The sequence below is a fragment of the Ruegeria halocynthiae genome (assembly GCF_900106805.1).
GTDB lineage: Bacteria > Pseudomonadota > Alphaproteobacteria > Rhodobacterales > Rhodobacteraceae > Ruegeria > Ruegeria halocynthiae.
The window spans coordinates 21,650-46,869 of sequence record NZ_FNNP01000010.1; the positions used below are offsets into that span (position 1 = coordinate 21,650).

At 55.2% G+C, this 25,220-nt stretch carries 22 protein-coding genes; 10 read left to right on the forward strand and 12 right to left on the reverse strand.

Going from position 1 to position 25,220, the window contains the following annotated elements:
- Positions 1-108 precede the first annotated feature (108 nt).
- Positions 109-837, forward strand: coding sequence for a TSUP family transporter (locus tag BLU89_RS17890; RefSeq protein WP_074738585.1), 729 nt, complete (start codon positions 109-111; stop codon positions 835-837).
- A 16-nt stretch (positions 838-853) separates the two neighbouring features.
- A complete protein-coding gene (locus BLU89_RS17895; protein WP_083347793.1) occupies positions 854-1,864 on the forward strand; it encodes a D-cysteine desulfhydrase family protein in 1,011 nt (336 codons plus the stop codon).
- 58 nt (positions 1,865-1,922) lie between these two features.
- Here the strand turns inward: BLU89_RS17895 and acdA are convergent, their stop codons facing one another.
- On the reverse strand, positions 1,923-3,143 hold the full coding sequence (gene acdA / locus BLU89_RS17900) for a 3-sulfinopropanoyl-CoA desulfinase (RefSeq protein ID WP_074738587.1): 1,221 nt from the start codon (positions 3,141-3,143) through the stop codon (positions 1,923-1,925).
- 115 nt (positions 3,144-3,258) lie between these two features.
- On the opposite strand from acdA, the gene BLU89_RS17905 reads away from it, so the two are divergent.
- Complete coding sequence (locus tag BLU89_RS17905) at positions 3,259-4,164, forward strand: LysR family transcriptional regulator (RefSeq protein WP_074738589.1); 906 nt, start codon at positions 3,259-3,261, stop codon at positions 4,162-4,164.
- Between the two features lie 215 nt (positions 4,165-4,379).
- Here BLU89_RS17905 and BLU89_RS17910 read toward each other — a convergent pair whose 3' ends face one another.
- The 4 genes from BLU89_RS17910 to aspT are packed head-to-tail and all read right to left on the reverse strand — an operon-like array spanning position 4,380 to position 10,359.
- Positions 4,380-5,081 carry a response regulator transcription factor gene (locus BLU89_RS17910; protein WP_074738590.1) on the reverse strand — a complete coding sequence of 234 codons (702 nt, stop codon included), beginning with the start codon at positions 5,079-5,081 and terminating at the stop codon, positions 4,380-4,382.
- Positions 5,082-6,983 carry a PAS-domain containing protein gene (locus BLU89_RS17915; RefSeq protein WP_074738592.1) on the reverse strand — a complete coding sequence of 634 codons (1,902 nt, stop codon included), beginning with the start codon at positions 6,981-6,983 and terminating at the stop codon, positions 5,082-5,084.
- A 55-nt stretch (positions 6,984-7,038) separates the two neighbouring features.
- On the reverse strand, positions 7,039-8,655 hold the full coding sequence (locus BLU89_RS17920) for a bifunctional aspartate transaminase/aspartate 4-decarboxylase (RefSeq protein WP_074738594.1): 1,617 nt from the start codon (positions 8,653-8,655) through the stop codon (positions 7,039-7,041).
- An 18-nt stretch (positions 8,656-8,673) separates the two neighbouring features.
- The gene (aspT, locus tag BLU89_RS17925; RefSeq protein ID WP_074738596.1) at positions 8,674-10,359 is read right to left on the reverse strand and encodes an aspartate-alanine antiporter; all 1,686 of its coding nucleotides are present in this window, start codon (positions 10,357-10,359) and stop codon (positions 8,674-8,676) included.
- A gap of 411 nt (positions 10,360-10,770) precedes the next feature.
- On the opposite strand from aspT, the gene BLU89_RS17930 reads away from it, so the two are divergent.
- From BLU89_RS17930 to BLU89_RS17945, 4 genes are read left to right on the forward strand one after another with little or no spacing between them, the layout of a single operon-like run.
- A complete protein-coding gene (locus BLU89_RS17930; RefSeq protein ID WP_074738598.1) occupies positions 10,771-11,895 on the forward strand; it encodes an ABC transporter permease in 1,125 nt (374 codons plus the stop codon).
- A 1-nt stretch (position 11,896) separates the two neighbouring features.
- Positions 11,897-12,703 carry an ABC transporter ATP-binding protein gene (locus BLU89_RS17935; RefSeq protein WP_074738599.1) on the forward strand — a complete coding sequence of 269 codons (807 nt, stop codon included), beginning with the start codon at positions 11,897-11,899 and terminating at the stop codon, positions 12,701-12,703.
- A gap of 14 nt (positions 12,704-12,717) precedes the next feature.
- On the forward strand, positions 12,718-14,034 hold the full coding sequence (locus BLU89_RS17940) for an MlaD family protein (RefSeq protein ID WP_074738601.1): 1,317 nt from the start codon (positions 12,718-12,720) through the stop codon (positions 14,032-14,034).
- The gene (locus BLU89_RS17945; protein WP_074738603.1) at positions 14,031-14,687 is read left to right on the forward strand and encodes an ABC-type transport auxiliary lipoprotein family protein; all 657 of its coding nucleotides are present in this window, start codon (positions 14,031-14,033) and stop codon (positions 14,685-14,687) included. The genes BLU89_RS17940 and BLU89_RS17945 overlap by 4 nt, the downstream gene beginning before the upstream one ends.
- A 7-nt stretch (positions 14,688-14,694) precedes the next feature.
- Here the strand turns inward: BLU89_RS17945 and BLU89_RS17950 are convergent, their stop codons facing one another.
- The gene (locus tag BLU89_RS17950) at positions 14,695-16,275 is read right to left on the reverse strand and encodes an FMN-binding glutamate synthase family protein (RefSeq protein ID WP_074738605.1); all 1,581 of its coding nucleotides are present in this window, start codon (positions 16,273-16,275) and stop codon (positions 14,695-14,697) included.
- A gap of 177 nt (positions 16,276-16,452) precedes the next feature.
- Between BLU89_RS17950 and BLU89_RS17955 the strand changes: the two genes are divergently transcribed.
- The gene (locus tag BLU89_RS17955) at positions 16,453-16,896 is read left to right on the forward strand and encodes a fluoride efflux transporter FluC (protein WP_245709786.1); all 444 of its coding nucleotides are present in this window, start codon (positions 16,453-16,455) and stop codon (positions 16,894-16,896) included.
- Positions 16,893-17,255 (forward strand): fluoride efflux transporter CrcB, encoded by a 363-nt coding sequence (crcB, locus tag BLU89_RS17960; protein ID WP_074738609.1) that lies wholly within the window; start codon positions 16,893-16,895, stop codon positions 17,253-17,255. Before BLU89_RS17955 ends, crcB begins: the two co-directional genes overlap by 4 nt.
- Here crcB and BLU89_RS17965 read toward each other — a convergent pair.
- The 6 genes from BLU89_RS17965 to BLU89_RS17990 are packed head-to-tail and all read right to left on the reverse strand — an operon-like array spanning position 17,252 to position 23,775.
- Entirely contained in the window at positions 17,252-18,769 is a 1,518-nt protein-coding gene (locus BLU89_RS17965; protein ID WP_074738611.1) for a DHA2 family efflux MFS transporter permease subunit, read from the reverse strand. The two genes, crcB and BLU89_RS17965, sit on opposite strands and share 4 nt — an antisense overlap.
- On the reverse strand, positions 18,766-19,743 hold the full coding sequence (locus tag BLU89_RS17970) for an HlyD family secretion protein (RefSeq protein ID WP_074738613.1): 978 nt from the start codon (positions 19,741-19,743) through the stop codon (positions 18,766-18,768). The genes BLU89_RS17965 and BLU89_RS17970 overlap by 4 nt, the downstream gene beginning before the upstream one ends.
- 34 nt (positions 19,744-19,777) lie before the next feature.
- On the reverse strand, positions 19,778-20,104 hold the full coding sequence (locus BLU89_RS17975) for a cytochrome o ubiquinol oxidase subunit IV (protein WP_074738615.1): 327 nt from the start codon (positions 20,102-20,104) through the stop codon (positions 19,778-19,780).
- Positions 20,097-20,729 carry a cytochrome c oxidase subunit 3 gene (locus BLU89_RS17980; protein ID WP_074738617.1) on the reverse strand — a complete coding sequence of 211 codons (633 nt, stop codon included), beginning with the start codon at positions 20,727-20,729 and terminating at the stop codon, positions 20,097-20,099. Before BLU89_RS17980 ends, BLU89_RS17975 begins: the two co-directional genes overlap by 8 nt.
- On the reverse strand, positions 20,726-22,816 hold the full coding sequence (locus BLU89_RS17985) for a cbb3-type cytochrome c oxidase subunit I (RefSeq protein ID WP_074738619.1): 2,091 nt from the start codon (positions 22,814-22,816) through the stop codon (positions 20,726-20,728). The genes BLU89_RS17980 and BLU89_RS17985 overlap by 4 nt, the downstream gene beginning before the upstream one ends.
- Complete coding sequence (locus BLU89_RS17990; RefSeq protein ID WP_074738621.1) at positions 22,813-23,775, reverse strand: cytochrome ubiquinol oxidase subunit II family protein; 963 nt, start codon at positions 23,773-23,775, stop codon at positions 22,813-22,815. The genes BLU89_RS17985 and BLU89_RS17990 overlap by 4 nt, the downstream gene beginning before the upstream one ends.
- Before the next feature lie 132 nt (positions 23,776-23,907).
- On the opposite strand from BLU89_RS17990, the gene BLU89_RS17995 reads away from it, so the two are divergent.
- Positions 23,908-25,143, forward strand: coding sequence for a lytic murein transglycosylase (locus tag BLU89_RS17995; RefSeq protein WP_074738623.1), 1,236 nt, complete (start codon positions 23,908-23,910; stop codon positions 25,141-25,143).
- Positions 25,144-25,220 lie beyond the last annotated feature (77 nt).

Consider the following 25,220-nt stretch of genomic DNA (forward strand, 5'->3'; position numbering starts at 1 on the left):
ATATGCAGATGCATGGTTTCAGACCCCGGCCAAACCGGATACATGCTGACAGGGTTCGTTCGACAATTCACGCGTGGTTTGCGCTGAACGTGCTGGTGGGAGTATGACGTGTCATTGGATTTGTCCGTTCTGATATTAGCCGTTTGCCTGGGCGCGGTGCTCCAGGTTGGTGTCGGCATCGGGTTTAGCATTCTGGCCGGCCCTCCCATGATGATCCTGCTGGGGACAGCGACGGCGATCCCGGCACTCTTGCTGTTGAACACGATCGTTTCGGTGGTCGCCACGGATTGGCGGATATTGACCGTTGAACGGCAAACGATCACGAAAGGGGTTATCGGGTGTCTGGTTGGCGTCATGCTAGGACTTTCCATCTACCCCTGGCTCAGCGAAGCTTTCGTACTGGCGTTGACCGGAATCCTGTTGTTGATCGGCGTAGTTTCGACCCTTTTTCCGGTTCACACAAAACTAGGACCCATGGGGTTTATTACTGTCTCGGGGCTGTCAGGATTGGCGACCGTTTGGGCTGCCACACCCGGTCCTTTGATGGTCTTCGGTCTGATCGCAAAGGGCTACACCGCAAGAGAGGTTGCCATTCTTGTCCAGCCGATTGCATTGGTTGCGTATGGCACTGCGTTTCTATTGCACAGCCTGTCAAACTGGTCTTCGATCCCGCTTGGGGCGCAGCTGTGGTATCTAGCCACGATTGCAGCGGTCGGGGGCGTTCTGGGTCGCACTCTCCGGTCTTATCTGCCGCAGGCGATAGCCAAATCTGCCATCCGCGCAATTTCGCTCGTGGCCTGTTATGTTCTCTTGCAACGCGCCTACGCGGTGGCCTAAAATTAGTAGGTATCAGATGACACAAAATGATTTGTTGACCGGCTTTCAAAGAACGCGCCTCATGTCCGGTGCAACGCCGTTGGAGCGGCTTGACCGGATGTCAGAGAAACTGGGAATCGACCTCTGGATCAAACGCGATGATCTGACCGGACTTGGGTTCGGAGGAAACAAGATCCGACAGCTGGAATTCTATTTCGGAGACGCGCAAGCACAGGGCGCCGACACCATTCTAATCACGGGGGCAGTTCAGTCTAACTTTGTACGTTCGGCGGCCGCGGTGGCAGCACGACTGGGCATGAAATCCGTCCTTCAGCTAGAGGAACGCGTCCCCGATATGGGGCCGGTTTATTATCAGTCCGGCAACGTACTGCTGGCCAGAATTCTGGGGGCCGAGCACATGAGTTATCCTGTCGGCGAAGATGAGGCAGGCGCAGATGCGGCCCTGCATACGCGCGCGGATGAACTGCGGGCTCAGGGGCACAAACCCTATGTCATTCATCTCGGGCTACATCACCCTCCGCTTGGCGCACTCGGCTACGTCGCCGCCGGTCAGGAATTGTGCCAGCAGATGCAGAACTTTGATGCCGTTGTCGTACCATCTGGCAGCGGCGCGACCCATGGTGGGCTGTTGACCGGGATCAGAGCCTCGAGCAGTTGCGCCCAGGTTTTCGGGATTTGCGTACGGAGAAGCAGCGAACTGCAGCTTGAACGCATGAAAACCATCCTCCAAATGTTGTCTGATCTTTTACGCATCGACCCGGCTTTGGTAACCGCAGACATCAAGACCTGGGACGGGGCGCTGGCCCCGGGTTATGGCAGAGTTGGACAAAAAACACAGTCGGCGCTTGAATTGATGGCGCGTGTCGAAGGTGTTTTCCTTGACCCAGTTTATACCGCCAAAACCTTTGCTGGCCTACTGGATCTGATACAGAAAGACCGCATCCAACCCGGCCAAAAGGTCGTGATGATACATACCGGAGGATTGCCTGCGCTGTTTGGATATCAGACAGAGTTGACCAGAACCTGACACATGTTTGGGCTCGTGTGCGCCTGCTGGCCAACCGGGCACTTGGTTGGCCTCGACTTTATTCCGCAGCCATGCTCTGATCGGCAGTGGCCAATCTCATATATCCATCTCGGGTTTGCGGACATTTGATGCCAAGCACTGAACCGGCTATCTGATTGCGCAACACCTGCGCTGTGCCGCCACCGATTGTAAACATGCGAACATCCCGGAGCATGCGCTCTAGCGGCTCTCTGTCGCTGTATCCACGCGCGCCAAACATCTGAAGTGCATCATTCACGACTTTGATTGCGGTTTCAGACGCAAAAAGCTTCGCCCGCGCAGCCATCGTCATGTCAGGAAACGGCCTTCCGTTCGGGCTTTTCGAACACGCTGCTTCCTGAAGCAGCAGACGCGCTGCACGTAGGTTTGTGTCCATGTCCGCCACCATCCATTGCAGGCCTTGAAACTCGGCCAGAGGACGACCGAACTGCTCACGTTCCAGCAAATACCGTTTGGCGTGGTCGAGGGCAGCCACCGCAACACCCATCGCGATTGTACCCGCCCCAACCCGCTGAGAATTGTAAGCTTCCATGAGATCCGCAAACCCACGTTTGAAACCGGAGGGCGGCTTCAATAACCAACGTTCGTGAACTTCCAGATTGCTAAATCGCAGTTCCGCTTCGGGCATACCACAAATACCAAGCGTTTTCTCACGGCCGATGACTTCAAATCCGCAGGGCAGATCCCCGCTGGTCGGGTCGACGAATACAATGAACCCACCAATGCCAAGTTCTTCTCCTGCCTCATCAATCACGTGGGCAAAAACAAGGTGAAGCTTGGAAACTCCTCCACCCGTAATCCAATGCTTGTGCCCGTTCAGAACGTAGATGTCCCCCTGCCTTTGGGCCGTTGTCTTCATATCTGTCGCGGCACTGCCAGCATCGGGTTCGGTGATGCAAATCGCGGGCTTGTCTCCGGCCAGTACATGCTGGGCACAAAACGCTTTCTGCTCTTCGGTGCCATACGCCATCACGGCACTGATGCCGCCCATATTTGCCTCGACAACGATGCGCGCGGTTAACGCGCACGCCTTTGCGATTTCTTCCACGACTTCAACAACATCCAGGAAGCTGGCCCCCTGCCCGCCCAGCGCCTTGGGGATTGTCATGCCCATGATGCCAGCATCTGCCAAGGCTGAAACGTTGCTCCAGCAATAGCTACGGGATTCATCCCAATGCGCGGCACGCTTTTCAAATTCCGAAGCCAACTCTTGGGCGGTGACAACAAGAGGATGAGTCATTGTAATTTACCTTGGTGTAGCGCGCTCACGGAAACGTGATTACCCAAAGATAACACGGCTTGTATTTCACAACTATCAAATTAGTATCAACTATAAATCAAAGATTGCTGAAGTTATGCACACCCAGCCCCTCAGAAGCATCGTCAAAGTGTCTCAGGTTCAATCGTTTTCCAAAGCGGCGGACCAACTTGGATTGACCCTTTCCGCACTCTCCATGCAGATGAAATCTCTGGAGCAGGCTTTGGGCGTCACGTTGTTTGACCGGTCGGTCCGGCCACCTCGCCTTACGCCAACTGGCCGCGCCATCGTAAAAGAGGCGATACCTCTGCTAAAGCACGAGGGAAAAATCTTTGAAATCTGTCGTCCAGGCGATGAACTCGCAGGTCAGTTTCGTCTGGGTTTCATCACGACTGCGGCAGTGCGTTTGCTGCCAAAGTTTCTGGAGGCGGCAACACAACAACTTGCGTATGCAACGTTTGAATTTGAAACCGGGTTGTCCGCAAATCTTCAGAGCAAGGTTTTGATGGGTCAGCTGGACGCGGCCGTAATCACGGATACAGATGGTCTTCCAAGCCAATTGTCTGCCCGTGTACTAAAGCAAGAGAGGTTCGTTTTCGCAGCCCACAAAAACCTTCTCAATAATGGCTTTCAATCTCTCCTCCACGAAAGTGATTTCTTTCACTTCATGCCGGAAACTGGAATAGGCAAATTAATCGCGCAAGCAATGCTGCAATATGAACGCCCAGCGCGATCCAAAACGATCGTTCTCGACAATCTAGAAGCCATAATGGAGTGTGTTACTGTTGGTCTTGGTTTCACGCTTCTGCCAGTTCCCGACGTTGAACGGTATCGAATACCAGAACTGAAGCTCATAGACGCCCATGACTCTCTTCAACGGAAGTTGGTTCTGGTCACGCTACGAGAAAGCGCTCTGACCCGTCACCAAGAAGAGCTTTCAGCTTTGCTTGAAACCTATTGCGGCCCAAGTATCCCGAGCGGGGACTTGTGCGACCTTCGATAACTGATGCACCTGATGATAACGAATGAATGCCCTTACCTTGATCACTCATTGACGCTCGGGCTCTCAAGGCACCTTCCACAAGATGTAGCGGTCCATGCCAGAACGGAATTCAGGGCAAAGCATAAGAGCATATCAAGTGAGTAGTCTGAATGTCAGATGCAATTTTGCGAAGCAATCGAGATAATCAAGACGCTTTTCGGGTCAGCACCAACCGTTTACGACCACGCAACATCACCCAGAAAGATATACCCCGCCCCGTATATTGTTTTGATCAGACGCGGTTTTTTGGGATCTTCCCCCAGCTTTGTCCGCAAGCGTGAAATTCGTACATCCATCGCCCGGTCAAAGCTGTCACCGGCGCCGCCACCCAGCATCTCCTGCATTCGGGCGCGGCTGATCAGGCGTTTTGGGCTTTCGAGAAACAGGCGCAAGACCTCACCTTCGGCATGGCTGAACGGTGTTTCGGTGCCATCAGCGTCGATTAGGACATATCTGTCGAAATGAGCTGTCCAGCCATTGAACTCGGCGACGTCCGAGTTCTGTGTCACCGGACCGGATGACCGCAGGCGGGCGCGAATACGTGCTATGACCTCAGCAGGATCGAAGGGTTTGGTGATGTAATCATCCGCCCCAAGCTCCAGCCCGGTTATCCGGTCCTGTACTTGGACGCGGCCCGAAATGATGATGACGGCGGCGCCCTGTTCCAATGCCAGCCGATGAACAAGCGCCAGCCCGTCGGTATCTGGCAGCGACAGATCCACCAGACAAAGGTCCGGAGTGACTCGTTTCAGCGACGCTTCGAATTCACGCGCACGGGCAAAACTCTGAGTTCGAAAACCCGCCTCTTCCAATGCGTCCGTCAATATTCGGCGAATTTCGGGCTCATCATCAAGAATGGTCACCAATGGTAGGGTCATCTAGGCGGCCTCGGTTCGGATCAGTGCCGACAATTGCGACGACGTGAATGGTTTGCTCAAAACAGGTGCACGGGTCAGTGCTTTATGATGCAGCGGATCAGTTAAGGGCAGCGACGTCATCAAGATACATGGCAGAGCTCCGTTCAAGCGGTCGACGATATCGATGCCGGTGCCGTCTCCTTCCAACCTTATGTCGGACAGAACCAACGCTATGTCACTGACGTCCGAGGCCAAAGCCAGTGCTTCCTCGACAGAGCTTGCCTCGATCACAGAACACCCCAAGCCGACTAGCATATCTCGGAACTGGCTGCGCAGTTCGTCGTTGTCTTCGACCAACAATACCAGACCCGCTTGCGCAGGTGGCGCAGGCCGGTAAGGCAGGCGTATCACAACGGATGCGCCAGAGGGCGTATTGCGCAAATTCAGATCCCCCCCCGCCAGTTTGACTGTGTCATAGACCATCGGCAGCCCCAACCCCGATCCATCGCTGCCTTTAGTCGTAAAGAAAGGATTCAACGCCTTCTTCAGAGCCTCCGGAGAAAATCCGGGACCAGTGTCGGATACTGTGATCTCAACCCATATTTTTCCGATAGCGTGCGCACTGATCGTGATCTGGCCAGATGTACCACAAGCATCACGCGCATTCAGCACGAGATTTAGCATCGCATCCTGCACCATGCCTGGATCCAGCATCAATGCTTTGTCAGGCAGTGTATTCACCACCGACAATCCCATGCCGCGTGGCAAGGACGGCGTTGCAAGTACGCGCAAATCCTCAAGTAACCCGCGCATTTCCGTCGCCTGCGGCTGAGGTGTCCGATTGCCGGTCATGTCAGCGATGCGGTTCAGCAACTGTCCGCCCCTACGTGCAGTCTGTTGCGTGGCAGAGACAAGCTGGTTCGCCTCGTCAGACAGATCCATCCTTTCTAGCCGGGCCTGCATACCCAATATGATGGTCAACAGGTTTGAGAAATCATGCGCCAGCCCACTGGTCATCTGCGCGGCCATAGCCCTTCGTCGCGTTTGCTGGAGCGCTACCCGGGCTTGGGTTTCTTCGGTGATATCCACCGACATGACATAAACGCCACCCACTTGATCAGGAGTGAAGGAGACCCGGATGCGGCGCGAGTCTTGATCCTCGGTAAATTCAAACACCGAAGGCTGCCCGCTATATGCCTGCTCCAGATGCGGCTTCACTCTGTCATAGGCCGAGGGTCCCAGAGCCTGCGAAACATGAAGGCCCAGAATATCGGAAGGGCGACCAGGCAATACAGAACTGAGGCGACGATTAGAGTAATCGTACCTCCCGTCGGCATCCAGATGGGCAATATGTGCGGGCATCATCTCGGTCGTCATTCGCGTCCGCGCCTCGATCTCGGTCAGCTGACGTTTCGCTTCTTCCAGTGTTGTGATGGTCGCGGCCAATTTACGGTTGGTTGCGGACAACTCCTCTGCGTGGCTTAGAAGCTGATCCGACAGTTCTTCTGAGCGGGCGCGCAGCAAATCTTCGGCCTGTTTGGTACGGGTGATGTCTGTATAGACTGCCACCCAACCGCCATTGGGTAACGGAGCACCCTCGACCGAGATCACCTGACCATTAGGCCGTATCCGCTCCATATAATGCGGCTCAAATGCCAAAGCCTGCGCAACGCGGGTATCAACCATTTCGTCAACGTCACCTTCGGCACCGTATTCCCCCCGGCTGGCGAGAAGATGAATGGTATCGCGAAACAACGCACCTGGCTCGACAAGCGCGCCGGGCAAATCGAACATTTCCTGAAACCGCAGATTGCTGACCACAAGGCGCAACTGGCTATCATAGATCGAAAGAGCCTGCCCAATCAGGTTCAGGCCCGCCGTTGTCATCGCCTTGATACGCTGTTCGGATATTTCCAAATTCATCCTCCCCTGCGCCTATGGGTAACACCAGTTCGGGCGCAGGTGTAGGGAATTTGATCTAGCCATGCAGCGGCAAATTGTTCGCTGCGCGATAAGCTTGCACATAGCCACGCGCAACCGATCGAACCGCCGTTCCGATCTGCGAATATGCCTCATCCGGTAGGTTGGCAAAGGACACGCGTGCCGACCATCCAGGTGCATCAAACCCGCTGCCATTCAACAAGACGATGCCATAGTCCTCGGCCAGTTTAAACGCGATATCCAACGGATGAACGTTCTGCTTGATCCAGGTCACCACGTCTTCACCAACATATTTTCGCAGCCAGTATTCGAAATCGATGATGCCATAGTAGGCGTCGTAGTGTTCACCCGCTTGCACCTCGATCCCCATCGCTTCGGTCAGTAGCCTGAAACGACGCTGGACCAATTCCATGCAGGCGGCCTGATAGATTTTCTTGCTATCAACCAATTCACAAAGCGAGAACAGCGTCATCATGACCTGCTGTGGCAGCGACAAACCAGCCGTGTGATTCAGGGCGACATCTCGGCTATCGGCCACAAGCCGGTCGATAAACCGGATATCGCGCGGCGTCAGGCTGAGCGTTCCGTAGCGTTTATCCAGAGTCTGTTTGATCTCGTCCGGGTGATCCGCCAGCTTGAGATCGAAGATATTGTCTTGCGCGACCGCGATCACGCCAAGCCGCCAGCCAGTGCAGCCAAAGTACTTCGAATAGGAATACACCCCAATTGTATTGCGCGGCAGATGCCCCATGACCGAGGTAAAATCATGCACAAATGTACCGTAAACATCATCCGTCAGCACGATCAGGTCAGGGCGGTGATTTTCCACCAGATCCGCCAGTTTGCGCAGTGACACGGTGCTGAGCGCAACAGAGGACGGATTACCGGGGTTTACCAGGAAAAATGCCTTTATCTTGGGGTCCTTCAGCTTTTCAATGGCGGCGTCGGTGAGCTGGAAACCGTCTTTCTCATCGGTCTCTACATGGACGGATTCAAGGCTGTAATCCTCCAACTCGGGCATTTCCAGATAGGGGGTGAAGATCGGAGTGCACAACGCAATCGTATCACCGGGGTTCAGCAACCGATTGGCTTTGAGTGTCTTGAAAATATAGCACATCGCCGCCGTGCCACCTTCGACCGCGAACAGATCAAACTGAGCGTCAGGCCGGTGACCCCTACACATGGACCACATCAGGTATTCATGGGCTATAGCGGCATTGTGTTTCAGGATACGGTCAGGGACTGGATAATTATCACCGATGATTGAATCTGTTAGTTCATGCACAAACTCATCGGCATCAAACTCAAATGCCGCGATAGCATGAGCGACCACCTCAAGAAGCGTGTCAACGCCCGGCGTCTCTACGTGATCAGACGCCCAACTCTGCAGCCGATCATGACAGTCCTTCTGTGCAGGCATTCCGCCCAATCCAGCAGGGTGGTTCATCACTCGTTTGGATTCAGTTATGGCAAATTGGCCGAGGGCAAAGAATGCCTCACGCGGGCGAGTGGCAACCCAGTTGGGATTGCCCCGACCCGCATTCAGGAAGGCAGAATTAGCTTTGAGTGCCTCAGCCGAGGCCAATTTGATCAGCTCATCCTTGATCTGAAACGGGCTGAGGGCTTCGTAGTCGTGCAGCGTTACTCTATCCATAATGCAAACCTCTCCAAATCAGCTTAGGATCAAAACAACGACCATGCCGAAGATGGTCAGCAATGTGTTACCGATCGCGTAGGGCATTCCATAGCCAAGCGCCGGAATGCGGCTTTGCGCGGCTTCTTGGATCATACCCAACGCGGCCGTGGTGGTCCGAGCACCGGCACAGGCACCAAACAAGATTGCGGGGTGGAATTTGAACACGTAGTGCCCGACATAGATCGCAAAGATCATCGGCAGCGAAGTTGCAACGATCCCCCATAGCAACAACGCGATACCAGCCTGTTGCAGCCCGGCGACAAATCCCGGCCCTGCCGTTATCCCGATCACCGCGATAAAGACGTTCAGGCCCAGCGTGTTCATCAGCCAAAGTGCAGGACCCGGAATTCGACCAAAGGTCGGATGCACTGTCCGTAGCCAACCTAGTATCAGCCCGGCCAGCAGCGCGCCGCCAGTCGTCGAAAGGCTGATCGGAAAGCCCCCCATCATAACCGACAGCGTTCCGATGAGACCACCGATAAAAATTCCCCAGCCGACAAAAGCCAGATCTGTAGTGTCGACCGGGCGATCCGCATAGCCGATCTTGGCGATTGCCGCCTCGACGTGCCGTTTGCTACCCTGAATCGTGATGATATCACCGCGATGCACGACCGTCCCCGGCAGCAGCGGTAGATCCTGCATATTTCGCATCAACTTCGAGACATAGATGCCCCGCGCCATCGACAACTTGCTCAACTCTTCAAGGGTTTTGTTATGAACTTCCTTGCTGGCGATCAGTACATCCAGCTTTTCAGAGGGAATGCTCAACAGCTCAGGTGCGTCCGCTTCGGTCAAGCTGGTCTCAAGTAAGCCTACCAAATCAGCGCGACGGCCCGAGAACATCACAACATCCCCTGCCTGCAATATTGTGTTGTCTTCTACTTCGATGACCTTCCCGTCGCGTCTGAGACGTTCGGCGTAGATACGTACACCGGGCAACAGGCTTTTGACGGGCTGCCCCAGCAGATCGCTGTTTTCAGGTATCTCAAAGGCCCGCGTCTCGATCGCGCGATAGGCTGAGACGATGCCGTCACCGGTTTCTACTGCTGTGCTGCCACCCAACTTGGCCTCATATTCCTTGCAGGCTGCGACCAGATCGACACCAATCAGACGTGGCCCGATCTTGGCCAGAATGATTGCCGAGCCAATCGTGCCATAGATATAAGTCACCGCGTAGGCCACTGGGATCTGGTTGGCATAGGTTTTGGCCTGTTCTGCCGACAACCCCAGTTGGCCGATCTGGTCGGTTGCCACACCAATCGCAGCTGAAATCGTTTGCGAACCGGCGTAGAGACCTGCGGCATAACCCAGTTCCAGCCCCGCCACCTTGGCGGCGACGACCGGGATCACCAGACACAAGGCCAATACGCTGAGCGCAAAGAACACCTCGCGCGCGCCATCCACTTTGAGACCACGCATGAATTGTGGCCCGACACCGTATCCCACGGCAAAAATGAACATGATGAAAAATGTCGATTTGACCGCCGAATCGACTTCGATATGTGCTTGTCCGATCACCACCGCAGCCAACAGCGTTGCTGTGACGGTGCCCAAACTGAAACCCATCACCTTCCATGGGCCAACGAGAAACCCAATTCCGATAGACAGAAACACTGCCAATTCGGGATAAGCCTGAAGAATATTCACCAGCCAATCGACCATAATCCACCTCACAATCCACGCCAGACAGGCATCCGAGGCAAAGGTCGACGATGTGGCGACAAGGCATCTTAACAATGATACCTTTGCTTGCCGACCAAGCCGCCTGTTCGATAAATCCAACCACAACAGGAAAACTCTGGCCTCACGATACTGCAACAAAGACATATGTCATAATTATCTGAATATTAACGGTTCTCCGTATCTGGTCCCCATGCAAGTCGTAGGACCACATCTTGCCGCGGGTGCGGGACACATGAAATCAAGCTACGGTTCTCATGTTTCCACCTTTCTTCACTTCGACCCGGCTTATGCGGTTTTCACTGTCATGCCATCGCAATGATTCGGCTCAAAATATTGGCTTGTCTTAACAATTCCATTGCAGTCACCCGGCGTTTGACATCACATACTGCTATGACACGACCGACGATAACTTCCGAGAGCGACGCAACCGGCGTTTGCATACGGATCGCGGGGGATCTGCGTACGCAGTCGCTGGATCATGTCGAGGAGGATTTCGCGGCGCTGCGACCGAACGGCCAAGATGTCGTCGTGGACATGGCACAGGTGCAATCGTTGGACACCGGAGGTGCGTGGCTTGTTGCCAATCTCGTGCAACGATTGGGATCATCAGGCGCTCAGGTACGGCTTGAAGGGTTGGACCCCGCGCACTCTTCGTTGATCGAGACGGTCTCACACAACATATCCGAAATGACGGGAGACGAGCTCCCTCCTCGGGGCTTCGTCAACTGGGTTGCCCGGATTGGTGAAAAGACTTTCGGTGCGTGGCAGGACACTCTTTCGATCGTCGGCTTTCTAGGCCTTACTTTGCATCGGCTGGTTCGGACATTGATCATGCCATGGCGGCTGCGTCGTGCTGCATTGGTGTCACAGATGGAACAGGTCGGCTTCAAGGCGTTGCCCATCGTTTCTTTGATGGGTTTTCTGATCGGCGTCGTTCTGGCCTTTCAGGGTGCGACACAGCTGAAACAGTTCGGGGCCGAAATTTTCGTCGTCGAGCTGATCTCGATCTCGATCTTGCGTGAACTGGGTATTCTGCTGACCGCGATCATTGTCGCAGGCCGCTCCGGGTCGGCCTTTACGGCCTCGATTGGTTCGATGAAGGTGCAGGAAGAAATTGATGCGATGCGCACTCTGGGGTTGGATCCGATTGAAGTTCTGGTCATTCCCCGCGTTCTGGCGCTGTTGATCATGTTGCCCATTCTTGGCTTTGTCGCCGATATGGCTGGCCTGATCGGTGGAGCGTTGATGAGTTGGATCGACCTCGGGGTCAGCCCTGGTATGTTCTTGACCCGGCTTAAGGAAAACACCGGTGTCGCACAGCTGGCTGTCGGGATGATCAAAGCGCCGTTCTTTGCGCTGGTGATCGGGGTCATTGCCTGCTGGCAGGCAATGCAGGTTAAAGGCTCATCCGAAAGTGTTGGCCAGCGCACGACCGCCTCGGTCGTACAGTCGATATTCATGGTGATTGCCATCGACGCTCTGTTCTCGATCTTCTTCTCGGAACTGGGGGTCTGACATGGACGGTACCGCCCTGAAGGACAGACCCAAAAGCGATACACAGCGCGAAGCCGTCATTCGCGTCCGCAACCTGACCAACCAGTTCGGTGAACAGGTGGTGCATGAAAATCTCAATCTTGACGTCTGGCGTGGCGAGGTACTGGGCGTCGTCGGAGGATCAGGCACAGGTAAGTCGGTGCTGCTGCGCACGATCGTGGGACTGAACAAGCCAAAGGCTGGCAGCATTGAGGTTCTGGGCGTAGATGTCCTGAACGGGCCAGAAGAAGATCGACAGCGTATCGAAAGAAGCTGGGGCGTGGCGTTTCAGGATGGGGCCTTGTTTTCTTCGCTGACCGTGCTGCAGAACGTGATGGCGCCATTGCGAGAACATACCGGCATCAGTGAAAGCCTGATGGCTGCACTTGGGGGGCTCAAGATCAGCCTGGTCGGGTTACCACATCTGAGTTGCAGTAAATTTCCTTCGGAATTGTCAGGGGGGATGCGCAAACGCGCAGCTCTGGCCCGCGCCTTGTCATTGGATCCCGAGATTGTCTTTCTGGACGAACCAACTGCCGGATTGGACCCGATCGGGGCGGCCGCCTATGATGACCTGATCGGAGAGCTTCAGCATGCGCTGGGGCTGACAGTGTTCATGGTGACACATGATCTGGACAGTCTTTATGCCATTTGTGATCGCATCGCAGTACTTGCGGAAAAACGTGTGCTGGTTGAAGGTCCTATCGAAGACATGACCAAGGTCGATCATCCTTGGGTTCAGGAATATTTCACAGGCCCCCGTGCCCGTGCGGCGCAACAAAAAGGGTAGGACAGGTAGAGGCTATGGAGACCCGAGCGAATTATATCCTGATCGGTGCGTTCACCCTGGCGGGCATCCTGGGCGCATTTGGTTTCTTCCTTTGGCTCGCCAAGTTCGAAGTGACCCGACAATACGCCTATTACGATGTGCTGTTCGACAATGTTTCCGGCCTGTCGGCAGCCGGTGGCGTAAACTACAATGGTTTGCCCGTCGGTCAGGTCATATCGCTGAATCTGGACAAAGCTGACCCTTCCAAGGTTCGGGTCCGGCTTGAGGTTGATGCCGACATCCCCGTAACCAAGGAAACAATCGCGCAATTGCAGTCTCTGGGTGTGACCGGAGTGGCCTATGTGGAGTTGTCGGGTGGGTCACCAACTGCTGAGAAACTGGCCCAGAACAGCGTGATCCCAAGCAAGCGCAGTTCGATCCAATCCTTGTTGGAGGGCGCACCGGAAGTTCTGGAAAAGGCCGTCACGCTGCTGGAGAACCTCAACTCCGTCGTCGATAGTAAAAACCGCAAAGCCGTGTCAGATATTCTGAACAATCTCGCAGATGCTTCGGGTAAACTGGACAAGACGTTGACGGATTTCCAATCGCTCTCGTCCGATCTGGGCGGAGCGGCCAAAGATATTGGCGCGTTCACCAAACGACTGGATTCACTGGCAGACACGGCTGAAACAACATTGAGCACCGGAACGGATACTCTGAAAAGCGTCAAAGGTGCTTCGGAAACTGCCAAGACCACGCTTGAGACCGCAAATACCGCCATTGCGAATGCTGATCGTATCATTCAACAGGATATCCAGCCCTTTATCGAACGAGGTTCGGTTCTGGCCGAAAGGCTGACCAGATTGACAGATGAAGGCAGCGTAACACTTGGTGTCATCAGCGAGACCGTTGTGAACGCAAATACCACTCTTGAATCCGTCACTTCGACTATGGACACCGCCAAAGGGGCGCTTGCATCGGCAGAGCGTGCATTTGACTCAGCGAACCGGGTAATGGACGAGGATATCTCACCAGTTGCAGCTGATGTAAGCAAGGCGGCCAATCAGGTTGCTGAAACTGTGTCGAACATCACCGAAAAGATTGACAAGATTTCCGACGATGTTCTCAATGCTTCACAATCGGCCTCTGATTTGCTGGGCACCATCGACGGCATTGTTCAGGACAACCGCCGTCAAGTTTCGGATTTCTTGCGCATCGGTTTGCCGCAATTCATTCGGTTTATCGAGGAATCACAACGTCTGGTCATCAGCCTGGACCGATTGGTTGATAAGGTCGAACGCGACCCGGCCCGCTTTTTGTTAGGCACCCAAGCATCGGAGTTTCGTCAATGATCCGCCCCATATTTCTGGCTCTGGTTCTGGGCGCGTTAACAGGATGCGCTGGCTTGGGTACATTAAGTCAAGCTTCGAAACCCAACGACTTGTATCTGTTGACACCTAAAAGCACATTCTCATCATCACTGCCGCGGGTTCAAAAACAGATTGTAGTTCAGGAACCTACGGCGACAGCCGCAGTAAATACCGATCAAATCGCGGTGCAACCCACCTTGCTGCAGGTTCAGTACCTGCCACGGGCACGCTGGGTTGATCGCGCGCCGCTGATTGTTCAGGCATTGATGGTTGAAAGCTATGAAAACTCGGGCAAAGTTGCTGCCGTCGGGCGCTCGACAGTCGGATTGCGTGCAGACTATGTTATTGCGCCTGATCTGCGTGAGTTTCAGGGCATAGTCATCAGCGAAACCGAAAACTCGAAAACCGTTCGTGTGGAAGTGCGCATAAACATCAAGATCATCGACGAGTATGAAGACAAGATCATCGCCTCCAGTTCATTCCACGAAGCCGTTTTGGCGACCAGTGATCAAACGCCCGATCTGGTTGAAGCCTTTGATGTTGCTTTGGGCAAGACCATGCGGGATGCGGTCGAATGGAGCATCCGCAAGATCCATACCCACACCCAGAACAATCCGCGTTCAAACCCAAGCTAAAGGGCTGCTAGAATTGGCTGGCCGAAGCGGCTTGCCAGTCATTGGCGAACTCATCGGGGATATTCTTGCTCAACAGTGCTCCTTCCTCGAGAAAGCTGAAAAGCTCGGCATAGGAACGTTCTTTCTCATCCGCATTCCGGCGACGGATATCGGCGGGTCGCAGGTCGGACACTTTAGCTTTTCCCATCGCTCCCAAAATCTCACGGAAGCTTTCCAGCGATGCGTCGTGAAACCGATGCACGCGCTTCCGTTTTTCCGGCACGTTCACCGCGCGCCCGCGTATCGGGTCTTGCGTTGCAACGCCCGAAGGACAACGGTTGGTATTACAATGCAGCGCCTGAATGCATCCAACCGCAAACATCATCGCCCGTGCCGCGTTGCACATGTCCGCCCCCAGAGCAAATTTTTCGACCATATCAAATCCGGTTGCGACCTTGCCGGAACAGATTACCCGAATCTTGTCCCGTACACCGATCCCGCGCAGGCAGTTGTCCACAAAGATCAGAGCCTCGTTCAGCGGTACACCCAGACGGTTGGTGAACTCGACCGGAGCCGCTCCTGTCCCGCCCTCCGCACCATCTACGGTGATGAAATCGGGCAGAATGTCCGTTTCCAGCATTGCCTTGCAAATCGCCATGAATTCGGAACGGCGGCCGATACACAGCTTGAAACCGACGGGCTTGCCCCCCGACATTTCCCGCAGGTGTTGGACAAAATGCATCAAGCCAGTTGGGCCATCAAAAGCAGAATGTGTGGGCGGAGAAATAACATCCTGGTGCAAAGGCACCCCTCGGATTTTCGCAATCTCTTCATCCACCTTCGCAGCCGGCAGAACCCCGCCATGAGACGGCTTCGCCCCCTGTGACAGCTTGATTTCAATCGCTTTGACAACATCTTTCTGGGCCTTTTCGGCAAACAGATCCTTGTCAAACCCACCTTCGGGCGTACGGCACCCAAAATATCCGGTGCCGATCTGCCAGATGATGTCTCCACCTTCAGCCAGGTGATGGGGGGACAGGCCACCTTCTCCGGTATTGTGCGCAAAGCCACCATCTTTGGCGCCACCGTTCAAAGCTCGGATCGCATTGGCGCTGAGCGCGCCGAAACTCATTGCTGAAACGTTCAGGCGCGAGGCACTATAGGGCTTGTCGCATTGGGGACCACCCAGCATCACCCTCTCTTCACTTTCGTCGACATGTTTGGGTGAAAGCGAGTGATCCGCGCGGTGATAACCCACCGTCATAATGTCGTATTGAGTGCCGAACGCCTGGGTATCGACCTGCCCCTTGGCGCGAGAATAGACCAGGCTGCGAATGATCCGGTTATATGGGCGTCCGCTTTCGTTAGTCTCGACGAAGTACTGCCGGATCTCTGGACTGACAAACTCCAGCATATAGCGGAAGTGGCCCAGAACAGGATAGTTGTTCAACACGTTATGCCGGGTCGTCAACATATCGAATAAACCGACGATCGCATAAGGGATCAGGATGACAAGCAACCAATAGGCCGGCGACCAGAAATATCCCCAAATCAAAGCCAGTGGCAGGCATACGTAACTGAGGAGATAATAGAGCCTGCGAACAATCATTTCTTATCTCCCTGAGTAGCGCTGAAACAGCGTGACCTTGATCGGATGAAGGGGGCTGACCCCTGAAACTGACTTTGACCGTGGAACAGATTGACCTGTATGTGCAAGCCCTTGCAACCCAATCGGCGGTAACGGATGAGTTAACCAGGTCAGTTGATCCGCACCGGATCAGTCTGTATGCCGGATGAAACGCTGGTCAGAGCAGGATCAACCGCAGTGTCAAAAACAGCGCCTGCATACGGGCATCGCGCCTTAATGTATTCAGCCGTCTTTGTTGGTGGCGCTGCAGGATCTTTGCTGCGCGAGCTGTTCTCATTGGAAATCCCGGGCGCTCCGTTCCTGACTGCAACTTTCGGCATCAATGTAGTGGCGTGTTTTGTCCTTGGCTGGCTCTATGCCATTCGAAATCGAGTTCACGCCCACGTCTTGCACATAGGTGCGGTCGGTTTTTGCGGCGGGTTGTCAACATTCTCGTCATTCGTGGCCGAGCTGGAGCGGCTTGCCGAAACCGGAAATTGGGTCGTGATCATCGCGGTAAGTGCCGAGATTGCGGCTGGCCTTGCCGCGGCAGTTCTTGGCGAGGCTTTGGGGCGGCATCAATCCAAAGAGACCCTGGAATGACCGACCTGTATCTGCACGCCATGTTTGCACTGGGCGGAGGGCTGGGCGCAGTTTTGAGGCACTGGCTGGCGCTTCGGGTGACGCATGATCTGCCTTACTCTACGCTGATCGTGAATGTATTTGGCAGTCTCTTGCTTGGTCTGTGGATCGGCTATCTCGGCGGCTCCGCTGAAATGGGTGAAGAAGAAAAGCGTCTGGTCTTCGGATTTTGTGGCGGTTTCACCACATTCTCTAGCTTTGCCTATCAGTCACTTCAGCTGCATCGCGAGCGGACTATCTATTTTGCCGCTGGAAACATCCTAATTAGTCTTGTCCTGTGCTGGTTCGCGCTTTGGTTGGGTCTCATGTTGATGCGCTAGTGAACCGGCGCTGCGGCCCGTTGATCTGCCCTGGGTGCGCGACAGAAAAACAGCAGCGGTATAGTGGCCAATGCCAGCAAGCCAAGATTGTTGAATACCGTGAGATATGAGATCATTTCGGCTTGCCGCGCAATCTCCTGCCCCAAAACAGCGGCTCCCTGTGTGCTGTCAGGTGTCAGGCCCAAAGGGGCGAGATACGCCCGCGCAGCTGGATTATATGGCGTCACATTTTGACTCAGCACCGCTGTATTGGTCTGCAAACCTCGCACAACCCAAGTGCCAACCAACGAAATTCCAACTGATGAACCCAATTGCCTAGTGACGTTGAACAGGCCCGAGGCCTCATCCTGCCGTGTCTTGCTGATACTTTCGAAGGCCAGAATAGACATGGGTACAAACACCAGACCCATCCCCAAACCGCTAACAAAGCCCGGCCATGCCAGCTGCCAGAAACCAGCATTCAGGTTGAGCGAGCCCAGCATGAAATTCCCGGCTGCGGTCAGCAGCATTCCCAATCCGGTCAAGAGCCGCGGATCAAACCGAGTGACCAGCACCGATCCCGTCAAGACCATTGATACGCCCGCCGCAATCCCGCGCGGGATGAACAGATGACCCGACTCGATCACTGGATAGTCGAGCAGGTTCTGCACAAAGGTCGGAAGGATGGCTATCCCGCCAAACAAAGAGATCGCAAAACCTGCGATAATCATGTTGCACAGGGCAAAGTTGCGATCCGCAAACAACCGCAGATCGACGACCGGATGCCGCGAGGTCAGTGTATGAAAAATGAAGCCGAGTGCACCCAGAACCGATGCGATCAGTGCCACTTGGATGACTCTCGACGACAGCCAGTCCTTGGTCTCGCCCTGATCAAGAATGAATTGCAGGCAGCCAATGCCAATGGCGAGCAGCGCCAACCCTTTCCAGTCAATGCGAACCTCTTCGGTTTTGTCATCCGGCAACTCTCCGGCGAGCAACAGCAGAGCCATCGCCGCGACGGGAAGATTGACAAAGAATACCATCCTCCACGAAAAGTACTCCGTCAGGATCGCGCCAACCGTCGGACCCAGAACCGGCGCAACGACCACGCCAAGACCGAAGACTGCCATTGCCTGCCCCCGTTTCTCGCGCGGGAAAGCATCGAACAGGATGGACTGAGACAGCGGGATCAGGAATGCGCCAAACATCCCCTGCGCCAAGCGGAATGCGACAATGGTTTCAAGGCTCCATGACAGGCCGCACATGATCGACATGGCGGCAAATCCGGTGACCGCGGTCAGGATCAGCCGGCGTCGCCCGATGCGACGCGCAACGAAACCGGTCAGCGGCATAACCACTACAGCCGAGACGATATAACTGGTCAAAATCCACGTCGCCTGATCGGTTGTTGCTCCGAAGGCCGCCTGAATATGAGGCAACGCAACGTTAACGATAGTACTGTCCAGCACCTCAAGAATGGCGCTGAGCACGACAGCCACGACAATCACACGATTGATGTGGCCGGGCTGGATCATTTACCATTTCCAGTCGTATCCACTGTGACTTTGCTGCTGCCTCCCACGCGTAGCGGGGCGTCAGTGGGATCAAGCTCGATACGCACCGGGAACCGTCGTGTGACTTTGACCCAGTTGCCACTGGAATTCTCGGACGGCAACAGTGAGAACGTATCGCCAGACCCCCGGCCGATCGAAGAAACCTTGCCGGTCAGAACAGCCCCCGGAAGCATATCCACTTGCACAGTGACTGGCTGTCCTGGGCGGATACGCGGCAGGGAGGTTTCCTTGAAATTCGCATCCACCCACCAGTCAGATGACTCGACAATAGAGAATTGCGGCGCGTTGGCGGATACAGACGAACCCGGTCGCAGAGTCAGGTTTGCAATCCAACCATCAGCGGCGGCGTAGACCTTGGTCCAGGCCAAATCAGCCTGTGCAATCTCGAGCGCCGCCTGCGATGAAAGAATATCATCTTGTTTAGCTGCCACGCCGCTTTGTAGCGCCAGAAGGCTGGATTGGCTGGTCGTCAATCGCGCCGAGGCCTGCGCGAATTCCGAAGTCGTCTGATCCAGTGATGCCTGCGCAAGATCACCGGTCGAGGCCAGCGCCTTCGCCCGTTCAAAGTTTTTCTGGGCCGTTTCATAAGCCGATTGGGCACTCTCGACCGAAGCCTGCGCCGCCGTGATCTGAGTGGAGTAAGATTGCGCCTGCTGAATAGAGCTGTCCAGATCGGCCTTGGCCTGAGCCACTGACGCACTGAACTGGGTAGCATCGATTGTAAAAAGCAAATCGCCAGCGTTGATTACTTGATTTTCCACAACCGAAACCTGCGCCACCTGCCCTGTCACCTGCGCCGCGACATAGATGATATTGGCGCCGACATAGGCGTCTTTGGTCGACGGGTAACGCTCTTCATGTCGCCAGAAAAAGAACAATCCCAGTGTTATGGCAGCGAGTATTCCGACGACAGCAAATGCCTTGAACGATGTCATGAGCAGCTTCCTTTCGGCGCTTATGAGAGCGACTTTACATCACGTGCATATGCATCCGCAGGGCGAGATTTCCCAGAATCCAGACTGTCCCGCCGATGATGATCAGCAGAACGAGTGTCGAGAAGAGGATCAGATCCAGATCCTCTCGGCTGCTGCGTCGCCGGTCGATGTGCAGAAAATAGACCAACTGCACGAGCAGTTGTGCCAAACCAAGCAGGCCGATTGTCAGGTAGACCCCTTTGGTTTCGATCCCGAACTGATGAGCGACGGCAAATACCACCAGTGTCAGCAACAGCGATCCGCCATAGCCAATCACATAACGCCGCCGTTCACGCCGGTGCATCTCAGAGCGTTTATCCATAGGTCAGCCCTCCGAAATACACGATCGTAACGATGCCGATCCAGATCAGATCGAGGAAGTGCCAGAACAGTGCCAGCCGCACCATGCGCGACATCAGCAGATCTGTCAGGCCAAACACGCGCAACTGAATGCCCAGGATGATCAGCCATAGGCACCCCGTCGCCACATGCAGTCCGTGCAAAGGCACCAGACCGTAGAAGGCCGATAGAAAACCACTTCGTTGAGGAATTCCGCCCTGTGCCGACATGTTCATGAAGTCCCGGATCTCCAGCACAAGAAAGCTGAGACCCAATACCAGAGTCATCCCGAACCAAAGCACGATCCGCGCCCGAGGCAAGTTGTATTTCAGCGCCAGCATCGCCAACCCTACCGTAAGGCTGCTGGTAAGTAAGATCAGGGTCTGCGCAAAGATGCTTTTTAGATCGAACAGCTCATGTGGTCCAGGACCGCCAGCTTGCGCATCTATCATGGTGATGTAAATCGCGAACATCAGACCGAAATAGACCAGATCACTCATCAGGAAGACCCAAAAGCCAAAGGTCACAACCTCGGTTGCTTTGTGGGCGCTGGCATGATCCTCGCCGAGATTGATACCAGGATAACTATGGGATGGCGCGCGGTTCATGTGATGGCCTCCATATCCGGGCGGGCTAGACCGCGGTTTTCGGGCGCGCTTTCATAGTCGCGATCCACTGCTGCGGTGCTGTGGACCAGTGCCAGCCAGGCCTCGTGGTCTTTGCGAATCTCTTCGGCCGGGATGATGATCTCGGTGCTGGTATCGAAACTCCAGACGATGATGGCAAGAATGATCAGGATCGTCATCAGGGCCGCCAGCCACCAGATCCACCAGACAAGGGCGAACATCCAGATACCGCTGAGCACGCACAGGACAAATCCGATACCAGTGTTGCGCGGCATCTCGATGTCCTCATAGGCGTCCGGCGTAGGATAGGCCTGACCGCGCTCCTTGGCGGCAGCAAAGTTATCGCGATCGGTCACCTGAGGGATAATCGCGAAGTTATAGGTCGGCGGTGGAGATGGGATCGACCATTCCAATGTACGCCCATCCCACGGATCGCCGACCGGAGCGCGGGTCTGGTCACGATCACGTATGCTGACCCACAGCTGGATCAGGACCGAGAACAAACCGCAAGTGATCACCAGTGCGCCGATGACGGCTGTGATCATATAGGGATGGAAGCTGGGGTCTTCCCAACTGAACGACCGGCGTGGCATTCCCATCAGGCCAACGAAATACAGCGGCATAAATGTCAAAAGGAAGCCAATGGTCCAGCAGAAGACTGAGACGCGACCCCAAAACTCATTCAATCGGAACCCGAAGGCTTTGGGAAACCAATAATTATAGGCCGCGAGCAGACCAAACAGCACTCCGGGAAGCAACGCGTTGTGGAAATGCGCCACAAGGAACAACGTGTTGTGTACCTGATAGTCGACCGTTGGGTTAGCAAGGATCACCCCGCTGAGGCCACCAATGACGAACAGCATCAGGAAAGAGAGGCTATAGAGCATCGGGACAGAAAACCGGATGCGCCCGCGATACAGCGTCGCCATCCAGTCGTAGACTTTGACGCCGGTCGGGATGGCGATCAGCATCGTGGCGATGCCGAACACCGCGTTGATCAGCGCACTTTGGCCCATGGTGAAGAAATGATGCAGCCACACCGTGAACGACATGACTGCAATAGACATGGTAGCGATGACGAGCGAGTTATATCCGTAGAGGCGCTTGGCCGAGAAGGTGGCAAAGACCTCGGAGTAGATACCATAAGCGGGCAGGACCAGCAGATAGACCTCGGGGTGACCGAACAGCCAGAACAGGTTGGCGTAGTTCATCATGTTGCCGCCAAGGTCATTGGTGAAAAAATGGAAATCCAGATATCGGTCGGCGGCCAGAAGCAGCGCGGCGACGCCAAGGGGTGGCATGGCAAAGATGATCAGGATCGAGCTGCAGATGATCGTCCAACAATACATCGGCAGCCGCATGAACTTCATCCCCGGCGCGCGCAGCTTGTAGATGGTGACAGCAAAATTGATGCCAGTCAGCGTCGTACCCACACCCGAGACAACAATGGCCCATATCCAATAATCCGGCCCGACACCCGGGTTGAACGCGGCCCCGGTATAGGGCGGATAGGCGGTCCAGCCTCCGGTTGAGAATTCACCTACTACCAATGACACCATCAGCATCAACCCCGCCGAAACAGTCAGGCCAAGGCCGATCTGGTTCATCACCGGAAATGCAACGTCTCGGGCTCCGATCATCAGCGGAATCAGATAATTCGCAACGCCAAAGACAAAAGGCACAGCGACAAAGAAGACCATGATGGTGCCATGCGTACTGAACAACTCTGCAAAATGCTCGGGCTTGAGGAACCCATCCCCCGGCCCTGCAGCTTGCTGGGCGCGCATCACCACGCCTTCCAGTACGCCTCGTGCAAGCATGACGATGGCAAAGACGATATACATGATACCGATCTTTTTGTGGTCGGCGCTGGTCAGCCAATCCCGCCACAATGGCCCCCAAAGGCGGAACCATGTCAGGATGCCAACAACGGCCACGACACCAACGATCACTATGGCGGCGGCGGCATTTGCAATGATCTCGTTCGCGCCAGGATTTTGAATAAGCCCGGCGATGGGAAATGCGTCCCAGTTCAGACGGCCAAAGAAACCGGTCTCGGCAGATGTCATTGGCTTGCCTCCTGCCCGAACTCTGCCGTTCCGGGTTGCTTATCCAGTGGCAGAGGCTCTTGGCTGTGATAGCGATGCAGGATCGAATGGAACAGATCGCCCTCCTCCAGTGTGAAATAGAGTGCATTCAGCGGCATAAGTTCGGTGCCCAAAGCGGCCTGAACCTCATCCCGATCCGTGCGCATCGCTAGAGTTCGATAGGTATCCTCGGTCAACGGAATACCATGCGTGCGAACACTGGCCACCCATGCGTTGAAATCCTCGGGCTTCATTGCTTGCGTCAGAAATTTCTGCTTGGTGAACCCGCGACCATTATACTGCGTGTTCTCGCCCTGCATGGTCTCGGGCGTATCTGCCACCAAATGCAGCTGTGTAGTCATGCCGGGCATGGCGTAGATCTGACCGGCAAGCGCCGGGATCATGAAAGACTGCATCACCGTATCGGTCGTCAGCGTCATGGCGATCTGTTGCTTGATCGGGATGCCCAGCTCTCCGACACTGGCGATGCCGAGATCAGGGTAGATGAACAACCATTTCCAATCCAGGCCGACTACTTGCACCCGCAGGGCGGGCTCTTCTCCGTACGGAGCGGCGTAGGGATCAAGTCGGTGGGTGGCCTTCCACAAATAGAAGGACAGGATCGCCACGATCACCACCGGCACGCCCCACATCAGGAACTCAAGCTTCGCTGAGAAGTCCCAATGCGGTTTATAGGCAGCGTTTCCACCCTTGCGGCGGCGATAGCGCAGCGCAATCAGCGGCACCAAAACCAGAACCGGGATCACGGCGATCAGGATCAGAACAGTTGCACGCAGAAGATGCGTCTTTTGCACTGCTGCAATTGGGCCCTGTGGGTCCATGAAACTGTCGCTGGCCCCCGCCGCCTGAGCCGACACCAACAATAAGACAAGCGTCACCTGGGCGGGGACTATGACTGACGTCATCCGGGGAAAGGTCACGCCTGATGATCCTCTTTCGGCTGGAGTTCCCGGCAACTATCGGCAGAGTCAGAGATATTCTCAAGACCTTTTGCAGATTTGTGCCAGCACACGCCTGTTGACACCTGCACTTGAGCGCGCGAGACCGGTTAAATGCGACTGGTTCTTGCTGTCCTCTGTTTGATTCTATCCACAGTCTCCGCGGTTGCGCAGGATCGCACAGCAATTGAACGTCAGTTCCAGAGCTGGCTGCAACAGACCATCTGGCCACAAGCAAGGGCCAAAGGTGTTTCGCGGCACACGTTTCAGCAAGCCTTCGATGGCGTAAATCTGAACTGGGACCTGCCTGATCTGGTGCCGCCCGGCAGCCGCAAGACGACGCCAAAAACCCAGCGCCAGGCCGAATTCGGCGCACCCGGTCGGTATTTCAATGCAGGATCGATTCAGGGTGCGACTTCGGTCGGGCGCAGAATGGCAAAGCGTCACGCTGAAACGCTCGCCCACATCGAGACTAAAACCGGAGTGCCCGCGCGCATCATTCTGGCGATCTGGGGGCGCGAGAGCGGATATGGGCAGGTTCCGATCCGCCATGATGCGTTTCGGGTTCTGGGCACCAAAGGGTTCATGAGCACGCGGGCCGACTATTTCACCACCGAACTGATCGCCGCATTGCAGATCGCCGAAGCCGGCCATGCACAGGGACACGCGCTAAAGAGCAGTTGGGCCGGAGCATTGGGACAGCCGCAGTTCATGCCCACGAATTTCCTGACCTACGCGCGCGATGGCGATGGTGACGGGCGCACCGACATCTGGGGATCATCCGCAGATACGATCGCATCTATTGGCGCATATCTTGAAGAACACGGTTGGATCACCGGCCGCGATTGGGGCTACGAAGTTGCGGTGCCTGATACGGTCTCTTGCGCGCTGGAAGGTCCCGATCAAGGGCGCCCGATCCGTGATTGGGTTACAATGGGGATCTACCGTGTATCGGAAAGGCCGTTCCCGCCACACGAACTTGCTGCTGAGGGTTATCTGATGATGCCTGCCGGGCGCAACGGTCCAGCCTTTATCGTGACACCCAATTTCTATGTCCTCAAAGATTACAATAACAGCGACCTGTATGCGTTGTTCGTGGGCCATGTCGGGGACCGCATTCAATATGGTGTCGGCGATTTTCGTGGCCGTTGGGGCGATATCGGCAATCTTTACCGTTCAGACATTGCCACAATGCAGCAGGCGCTTGTTCAGCAAGGTCATGACGTCGGCGGAGTCGATGGCCTGCCCGGCTATAAAACCCGGCGTTCGATCGGACGCTGGCAGGAAGCATCAGGCGGCAAGTCAACGTGCTTCCCCGACGCCAAACTGAAGGGCGCGCTGAAGCCTTAGATCGCAAGCTGATTCGCCGATTACGGGTGTGTGTGGAAACGCATTCACCCTTTCTAATACGTGGGGCTTCACAAAAA

Coding starts and splice junctions, on each gene's coding strand:
- BLU89_RS17895 (WP_083347793.1), top strand. CDS start 854: ATGACACAAAATGATTTGTTGACCGGCTTTCAAAGAACGCGCCTCATG.
- acdA (WP_074738587.1), bottom strand. CDS start 3,143: ATGACTCATCCTCTTGTTGTCACCGCCCAAGAGTTGGCTTCGGAATTT.
- BLU89_RS17905 (WP_074738589.1), top strand. CDS start 3,259: ATGCACACCCAGCCCCTCAGAAGCATCGTCAAAGTGTCTCAGGTTCAA.
- BLU89_RS17910 (WP_074738590.1), bottom strand. CDS start 5,081: ATGACCCTACCATTGGTGACCATTCTTGATGATGAGCCCGAAATTCGC.
- BLU89_RS17915 (WP_074738592.1), bottom strand. CDS start 6,983: ATGAATTTGGAAATATCCGAACAGCGTATCAAGGCGATGACAACGGCG.
- BLU89_RS17920 (WP_074738594.1), bottom strand. CDS start 8,655: ATGGATAGAGTAACGCTGCACGACTACGAAGCCCTCAGCCCGTTTCAG.
- aspT (WP_074738596.1), bottom strand. CDS start 10,359: ATGGTCGATTGGCTGGTGAATATTCTTCAGGCTTATCCCGAATTGGCA.
- BLU89_RS17930 (WP_074738598.1), top strand. CDS start 10,771: ATGACACGACCGACGATAACTTCCGAGAGCGACGCAACCGGCGTTTGC.
- BLU89_RS17935 (WP_074738599.1), top strand. CDS start 11,897: ATGGACGGTACCGCCCTGAAGGACAGACCCAAAAGCGATACACAGCGC.
- BLU89_RS17940 (WP_074738601.1), top strand. CDS start 12,718: ATGGAGACCCGAGCGAATTATATCCTGATCGGTGCGTTCACCCTGGCG.
- BLU89_RS17945 (WP_074738603.1), top strand. CDS start 14,031: ATGATCCGCCCCATATTTCTGGCTCTGGTTCTGGGCGCGTTAACAGGA.
- BLU89_RS17950 (WP_074738605.1), bottom strand. CDS start 16,275: ATGATTGTTCGCAGGCTCTATTATCTCCTCAGTTACGTATGCCTGCCA.
- BLU89_RS17955 (WP_245709786.1), top strand. CDS start 16,453: ATGCCGGATGAAACGCTGGTCAGAGCAGGATCAACCGCAGTGTCAAAA.
- crcB (WP_074738609.1), top strand. CDS start 16,893: ATGACCGACCTGTATCTGCACGCCATGTTTGCACTGGGCGGAGGGCTG.
- BLU89_RS17965 (WP_074738611.1), bottom strand. CDS start 18,769: ATGATCCAGCCCGGCCACATCAATCGTGTGATTGTCGTGGCTGTCGTG.
- BLU89_RS17970 (WP_074738613.1), bottom strand. CDS start 19,743: ATGACATCGTTCAAGGCATTTGCTGTCGTCGGAATACTCGCTGCCATA.
- BLU89_RS17975 (WP_074738615.1), bottom strand. CDS start 20,104: ATGGATAAACGCTCTGAGATGCACCGGCGTGAACGGCGGCGTTATGTG.
- BLU89_RS17980 (WP_074738617.1), bottom strand. CDS start 20,729: ATGAACCGCGCGCCATCCCATAGTTATCCTGGTATCAATCTCGGCGAG.
- BLU89_RS17985 (WP_074738619.1), bottom strand. CDS start 22,816: ATGACATCTGCCGAGACCGGTTTCTTTGGCCGTCTGAACTGGGACGCA.
- BLU89_RS17995 (WP_074738623.1), top strand. CDS start 23,908: ATGCGACTGGTTCTTGCTGTCCTCTGTTTGATTCTATCCACAGTCTCC.